Source organism: Streptosporangium sp. NPDC006013 (genome assembly GCF_040614275.1).
Classification (GTDB): Bacteria; Actinomycetota; Actinomycetes; order Streptosporangiales; family Streptosporangiaceae; genus Streptosporangium.
Map to the genome: position 1 here is coordinate 1 of NZ_JBEXUE010000532.1, position 6,486 is coordinate 6,486.

General features: G+C 71.9%; 6 protein-coding genes. 4 read left to right on the top strand and 2 right to left on the bottom strand.

Annotation, left to right across the window (positions count from 1 at the left end; all coding sequences use genetic code 11):
• A partial coding sequence (locus tag ABZ260_RS44000; RefSeq protein ID WP_355629892.1) for a 2-oxo acid dehydrogenase subunit E2 occupies window positions 1-848 on the top strand: 848 nt, incomplete at its 5' end.
• 158 nt (window positions 849-1,006) lie between these two features.
• On the opposite strand, the gene ABZ260_RS44005 is transcribed toward ABZ260_RS44000, so the two are convergent.
• The gene (locus tag ABZ260_RS44005) at window positions 1,007-2,356 is read right to left on the bottom strand and encodes an MFS transporter (RefSeq protein ID WP_355629894.1); all 1,350 of its coding nucleotides are present in this window, start codon (window positions 2,354-2,356) and stop codon (window positions 1,007-1,009) included.
• 17 nt (window positions 2,357-2,373) lie between these two features.
• Window positions 2,374-3,765 carry an FAD-binding oxidoreductase gene (locus tag ABZ260_RS44010; RefSeq protein WP_355629897.1) on the bottom strand — a complete coding sequence of 464 codons (1,392 nt, stop codon included), beginning with the start codon at window positions 3,763-3,765 and terminating at the stop codon, window positions 2,374-2,376.
• A gap of 86 nt (window positions 3,766-3,851) precedes the next feature.
• Between ABZ260_RS44010 and ABZ260_RS44015 the strand changes: the two genes are divergently transcribed.
• The 3 genes from ABZ260_RS44015 to ABZ260_RS44025 form a co-directional block, all read left to right on the top strand.
• Window positions 3,852-4,730, top strand: coding sequence for a LysR family transcriptional regulator (locus ABZ260_RS44015; RefSeq protein WP_355629900.1), 879 nt, complete (start codon window positions 3,852-3,854; stop codon window positions 4,728-4,730).
• Between the two features lie 296 nt (window positions 4,731-5,026).
• The gene (locus tag ABZ260_RS44020; protein ID WP_355629903.1) at window positions 5,027-5,923 is read left to right on the top strand and encodes a TIGR01777 family oxidoreductase; all 897 of its coding nucleotides are present in this window, start codon (window positions 5,027-5,029) and stop codon (window positions 5,921-5,923) included.
• Window positions 5,924-5,961: 38 nt separating this feature from the next.
• On the top strand, window positions 5,962-6,486 hold a 525-nt coding region (locus tag ABZ260_RS44025), incomplete at its 3' end, for a Type 1 glutamine amidotransferase-like domain-containing protein (RefSeq protein ID WP_355629906.1).

A 6,486-nucleotide genomic window follows, 5' to 3' on the forward strand; every position in this document is an offset into this window, starting at 1 on the left:
GCGCCGGGTCGGCCAACGCGATGCGCGACATCAAGGCGGGAACGGGGGTGCTGGAGGCGACGGTGACCTACAGCCCCACGATGGCCTCCTCGGCGCCCGAGCCGGTCGCGGTGGACACCACGCTGCGCGGGCGCACCGAGAAGATGTCGCGGCTGCGCCAGACCATCGCCAAGCGCATGGTCGAGTCGCTGCAGGTCTCGGCCCAGCTCACCACCGTGGTCGAGGTCGACGTCACCAAGATCGCGCAGCTGCGCGACCGCGCGAAGGCCGAGTTCCAGCGGCGTGAGGGCGTCAAGCTCTCGTTCATGCCGTTCTTCGCCCTCGCCACGATCGAGGCGCTCAAGCAGCACCCGAAGCTGAACGCCACGATCAACAGCGAGACCAACGAGGTCACCTACTTCGACGCCGAGCACCTGGCCTTCGCGACGGACACCGAGCGCGGCCTGATCGTCCCGGTGATCAAGGACGCGGGCGACCTCAACATCGCCGGGCTGGCCCGTAAGATCGCCGATCTGGCCGAGCGCACCCGCACCAACAAGGTGAGCCCGGACGAGCTCGGCGGCGGCACGTTCACGCTGACCAACACCGGCAGCCGGGGCGCGCTGTTCGACACGCCGATACTCAACCAGCCGCAGGTCGGCATGCTGGGCACCGGCGCGGTCGTCAAGCGCCCGGTCGTCCTGGACACCGCCGAGGGCGAGGTCATCGCCGTCCGCTCGATGGTCTACCTCGCGCTCAGCTACGACCACCGCCTGGTCGACGGCGCCGACGCCGCCCGCTTCCTGACGACGATCAAGCGTCGCCTGGAGGAGGGCCGTTTCGAGAACCAGCTGGGCCTCAACGCCTAGTCACCGTTCCGCCTCCCCGGGCCGGTCCGCTCTCCGCGGACCGGCCCGGTCCGTTCTCGTCATCTTCACGGGTGTCTTTCGGGTATGAGCGGGATACGCCGGAGATCCGGCGTCCGGCCGGCGGCGGACAGGCTGTTGACGGCCGTTTCCAGCCGCCGCTACCGAGCAGCGGGAGAGAGTCTCATGGCCAGGACGGCGGCGACGAGCGGCAGTACAGCGACGAGCGAGAGCGCCCCAGCCGGCTCCATCACCTGGGACAGGGCTCCGGCGGCGGCCGAGCCGACTCCTCCGCCGAGGAAGAAGGCTAGGTTGAGCAGTCCCATGACCCCGCCGCGCCGCTCCGGAGGAATGTGGACCGACATCAGCCCGGTGACCACCACCTGGGTGACGGAGAACGCGGCAAACCCCAGGGAGGCGCCGACCACCAGGAGCACCGGCCCGTCGCCGATGATCCCGGCCAGGCACAGCAGGATGGCGAAGGACGCGGCCGCGACGGCGGCCAGCCGCTTCCCGCCGTCGCCGGAGGCGAGCCGACCGGCTACTCGCGAGAGCGCGGCCCCTGCGAGCGCGCCCGGCAGGAGCCAGGTCCCGACGGCCGGTATGCTCCAGCCGTGCTCCCGCACGAGCACCTGAGGGGCGACGTACATCGCGGCGAACAACCCGCCGTACACCCCCGCGCCGACGGCCGCGGCGACGAGGAACGTTCGATCCGCGATCAGCCCGCGCGGTACGAACCCTTCCGGAACACGTCGGACCCGCCGGACCAGGCCCGCCGCGGCGAGTACGGACAGCGTCGCCACCGCCGCCGTGGCCGTCGCGGTCAGGTTGAGAGCCGAGGCCTGGACGAGCACGAGGAACGCCGCCGCCGCGACGGTGAGCAGGCCGGCGCCCGGCAGATCGATGGGCCTGCCGGACCCCGGACGCACGGCCAGGCGCAGGCAGAAGGGGACGACGAGCAGCGACAACGCCGGAAGCACCAGCGTGGCTCGCCAAGTCAGCGCCTCGGTCACCACGCCGCCCATGAGGGTGGCCGCGGCCGAAAAGATCGCCATCGCGCCGCCGAAGCTCGCCAGGACCGTGGACCGGTGGTCGGGCCGGGTGGAGGCGACGAGACTGAGCGCGCCGGCGGACATGGCTCCCGACCCGGCGGCCAGGATGAACCGGCCGGCGACGAGGACGCCGAGGTTGGGCGCCATGACGCAGATCAAGGCGCCAGCGCCGAGCACCAGGGCCCCCGCCAAGAGCGTGGCACGCACGCCCCGGGTGTCCGCCAGGCGCCCGAACAGGGCCGTGCCCACGCCGAGGGCGAGCGCGTGCGCGGTGAGGACCCAGACCACGGCGGCCGGGCTGGAGCCCAGCGCGGCGGCGACGTTGGGCAGCGCCACACCGGCCGCGGTGACGCCGAACACCGCGGGGCCGAACAGCGCGCCCAGCCGCACTCCGGCCGAGCGGGCCCCGATCTCTGCGCGGCGTGCGGCGGTGGAGGTCGGCGATGCCGAAGTTCGCATGTTCACAGTCGGTCCCTTCAGAGGGAGGTGGGTGGGATGTTGTGGTTGATCCGGAAGAGGTTGTCCGGGTCGTAGACGGCCTTGATCCCGGTCAGCCGGGCCCAGTCCTCCGGGGCGTAGGCGTCGCGTACCTGACCGGCGGTGTCGGGTCCGCCGAGGAAGTTGAGGAAGCTGCGGCCGGTGCTCCAGGGCGTCATCCGCTGGAGCAGCAGCTCGGGATAGCCGGTCACCTCGTCGGTCTGTTGCGGTCCGGCGGGGGAGACGGCCGAGAGGCTGTAGGCGGCCGCGCGGTTGCCGGTCGCGTTCGGCACCTCCGGCGTGCGGGCGAGTGCCCCGCCGAGGTGACGTAACTCCACCATGTCGATCGGGCAGTCGGCGCCCGGTCCGGCCAGTTCCAGCAGGGTGTCGACGGCCGGTCCGGGGAGTTCGCGCAGCATCATCGAGCGCTCGTGGTAGGGCGTGGGCTCGGTCGGGTCGGCGTGGATGGCGGCGACGGCCCGGTAGGGCATGTCGCCGACGGTGTCGGCGATGCGGCCGCCGATCTCGCGCAGCGGCCGCAGAAGTTCCTCACCACGGGCGGCGGAACCGAGGTAGGCGATCCGCACGTGCACCACGAACCGGCCGCGCAGCGGCGCGGGAAGATCAGGTAGGTCGGGTAGTCGTAGCAGCGCCACCGAGGAGGTCAACTCCTCCGGTACGCTCGCGGTCCACCTGCGCCAGGCGTGGAGGACTCCGCCCGCCGCCTCCCCGGGGAAGTACAGGCCGCCGCCGTACAGCCGGGAGACCGCGACCAGGCCGATCTCCAGGGAGGTGACCACCCCGAAGTTTCCCTTGCCGCCGCGCAGCGCCCAGAACAGATCGCCGTACCGGTCGGGCGTGGCCGTACGCAGCCGGCCGTCCGCGGTGACGACCTCGATGCCGCGCACGTGGTCGGCGGCCCATCCGTGCGTGCGGCCGAGTACCGGCAGGCCGCCGCCGAGGGTGTAGGAGACCGCCCCCACCAGCGGCGAGGAGCCGTTCAGCGGAGCCAGGCCGACCTCGGCCGCCCGCTCGATGACCTGCTGCCAGCGGACTCCCGCCTCGATCCGCGCGCTGCGGCGGCGCGGGTCGATCCGCACGCCGTCCATCCGCCGCGTGCTGATCAGCAGGGCGCCGTCGGCGGGAATCGAGGCCCCGTGCCCGGTCGCCTGTACGGCCAGCGGCAGGCCGTGCTCGACGGCGAAGCCCACCGCCGCCTGCACGTCCGCGGCCTCGGCCGCGCCGACGACGAGGGCGGGATGGTGGTCGACGGCCTGGTTGAAGCCCGCCCGTTCCCGGTCGTAACCATCCTGTCCGGGCAGCAGCACCGGGCCGCGGACACGCCGGGCCAGGTCCGCCACCGCAGTGGATGAGATCCTCGCGATTTTCATGGAGCCAAGTCGATCGCGGGAAGAGGAGCCGGACCAGACGATGTTCTCCCCTACAGTCATCACCGATCGTGATGAATGGGGGGTGTGTGGAGATCCGGCAGCTGGCCTACTTCGTCGCGGTCGCGGAGGATGGAGGTTTCGGGCGGGCCGCGGCGCGCCTGCACATCGTGCAGCCGGCGGTGAGCCAGCAGATCCGCCGGCTGGAACGCGAACTCGGCGTGGGACTGTTCGACCGCTCCACCCGCCACGTCCGCCTCACCGAGGCGGGCGAGCGGCTGCTGCCCGAGGCGCGCGCGGTGCTCGCCGCGGCCGAACGGACCCGCCAGGTGGCCGCCGAGCTCGCCCTCGATCTGGACTCCGTCCTGCGCCTGGGCACCGGCCCGGCGCCCGGCGGGCGCCTCTACCGCGTCCTGGACGAGCTGACCGGCCTCGCGCCACGACTAGGCGTCCAGCTCACGAAGACGGCTCTGAGCGGCCGGCTCACCGGGGTACGTTCCGGCGAGTTGCACGCCGCCCTCGTCCGCATCCTGGATTCGGCGCCGGAGCTGGAGATGATCCCTGTCTGGACCGATCCCCTGGTCGTGGCGCTACCGGCCGAGCATCCCCTCGCCGCTCACCCCGCGCTGCGGCTGGAACAACTCGGTGAGCTGCCGCTGCGTCTCGCGCCGCGCGAGAACAACCCGCCCTTTCACCACCTGATCAGCACCGCGTGCCAGGTCGCCGGCATCGAGCCGCCGCTGGGCCCGGTGTTCACCACCCTGCAGGACACCCTCGCCGGCATCGCCGTCGGCGCCCCGTCCTGGACCCCCTTCTACCCGGTCGCCGAACTGCCCTCGGTCCGCAGCATCGCCTTCCGTGAACTCGTCGAGCCGCGGGTCACCACCTTCCTCGCCGTTCCGCAGGGCCCGCCCGCGGCGCCACTGCGTCACCTCCTCGCCGCCTGTGCAAAGGTCGTCGCCGGCTGAAGCCGTTCTGGCCGACCGGCCCTGCCTCGGCCACGCCCCGGCCTTCACCATCGGGTCACCGTTCCGCCGCGTCGTGGCTTCCCCGTCTCCGCCGCAGAACGTCCTCGCCTCGCTCGTGGCCTCCGGGACCTGCGGATCCAGGCCGGCGATCAGGTGATCACGCCGTCGGACCCACCTGCTCCTCTCCGCGCGTCCTGCCCTCAGCGGCTCTCCGGCACGCCGGACGGCACATCCCGACGCATCCGGTGACCCCGGCCTCCCGAAGATCACAGGGGAGGTCGACTAGATTGGACAACATGGCGATCATCGTGACCGGGTCCTCTGGCCTGCTTGGATCGGCTCTGGTCAAGGCTCTGCGGGCCGACGACACCCGGGTGGTCAGGTTGGTACGGCGGGCGCCGCAGGGCGTCGACGAGGCGTTCTGGAACCCGGGCAAAGGGCTCATCGACCCGGCGGCCCTGCAGGGCGCGCGGGCCGTGGTCCATCTCGCCGGAGCGGGGATCGGCGACCGGCGCTGGAGCGACGACGTCAAGCGCGAACTGGTCCGCAGCCGGGTCGAGGGGACCAGGACGCTGGTGAAAGCGCTGACGGAGCTGCCGGACAGGCCCCCGACGCTGCTGTCGGCGTCCGCGGTCGGCTACTACGGGGACACCGGGGACCGCGAGGTGGACGAGACGGCCCCACCGGGCGAGGGATTCCTCTCGCGGGAGGTGGTGGTGCCCTGGGAGGCCGAGACGGTACCCGCCGAGGAGGCGGGCATCCGGGTGGCCCGGCTCCGTACCGGCCTGGTGCTGAGCGACGCGGGCGGCATGCTGGCGAAGATCCTGCCGATCTTCAAGCTGGGGCTGGGAGCGCCCCTGGGATCGGGAGAGCAGTACTGGTCCTGGATATCGATCGACGACTGGGTGCACGCCGTACTGCACATCCTGGGCAACCCGGAGATCTCGGGCCCGGTCAACCTCACCGCGCCGCAGCCGGTCACCAACGCGGAGTTCACCAGGACGCTCGGGAAGGCCCTGCACCGGCCCACCATGCCGCTCGCCGTACCCGGATTCGCGCTGCGCACGGCCATCGGGGGGTTCGCGGAGGAGGGGGTGCTGACCGGGCAGCGGGTGCTGCCCCGGCGCCTTCTGGAGTCTGGTTACGCGTTCCGGCATACGCGCCTCAGTGAGGCGCTGGCCGCCGTACTCTAGGGTCCCTGTTTCCGCCGAAGCCGTCGAAGAGGTCATGTATGCGTAGTTCTGGGCAGTCTCACATCCTTGCCATCGGAGGCGGTTCGTTCCGCCCGTCCGAGCGCTACGGGTTCATAGAGGCGAGCGCGCTGCTGCGGTACGCCCTCGACCTGACCGGCCAGGACCGGCCGAAGCTGGGCCTGCTCGCCACCGCCACCGGCGACGACGCCGACTGGCTGCTGAAGATGTACGGCGCCTTCCGCGAGTGGGACGTCGAGGTCAGCCACCTGACCGTGTTCCCGATGCCCAACGTCGAGGATCCGCGCGAGTGGGTGCTCAGCCAGGACGTCATCTACGTCAGCGGCGGCAGCGTGGCCAACCTGGCGGCCCTGTGGCGGCTGCACGGCCTGGACGAGATCTTCGAGGAGGCGTGGCGGGCCGGCGTGGTGCTGAGTGGCCAGAGCGCCGGGGCGCTCTGCTGGCACATGGGTCCTGGCCGCGGCCGATTCCCAGAGCGCGTCCGCCACGCACGCTGTCGTGCAGCCCGATCAACGCCGCGGAGGTGTGAAAGGCTCGCATCCTTC

Excerpts from the sequence above, each read along its gene's own strand:
- ABZ260_RS44005 (WP_355629894.1), bottom strand. The coding sequence starts at position 2,356 with ATGCGAACTTCGGCATCGCCGACCTCCACCGCCGCACGCCGCGCAGAG.
- ABZ260_RS44010 (WP_355629897.1), bottom strand. The coding sequence starts at position 3,765 with ATGAAAATCGCGAGGATCTCATCCACTGCGGTGGCGGACCTGGCCCGG.
- ABZ260_RS44020 (WP_355629903.1), top strand. The coding sequence starts at position 5,027 with ATGGCGATCATCGTGACCGGGTCCTCTGGCCTGCTTGGATCGGCTCTG.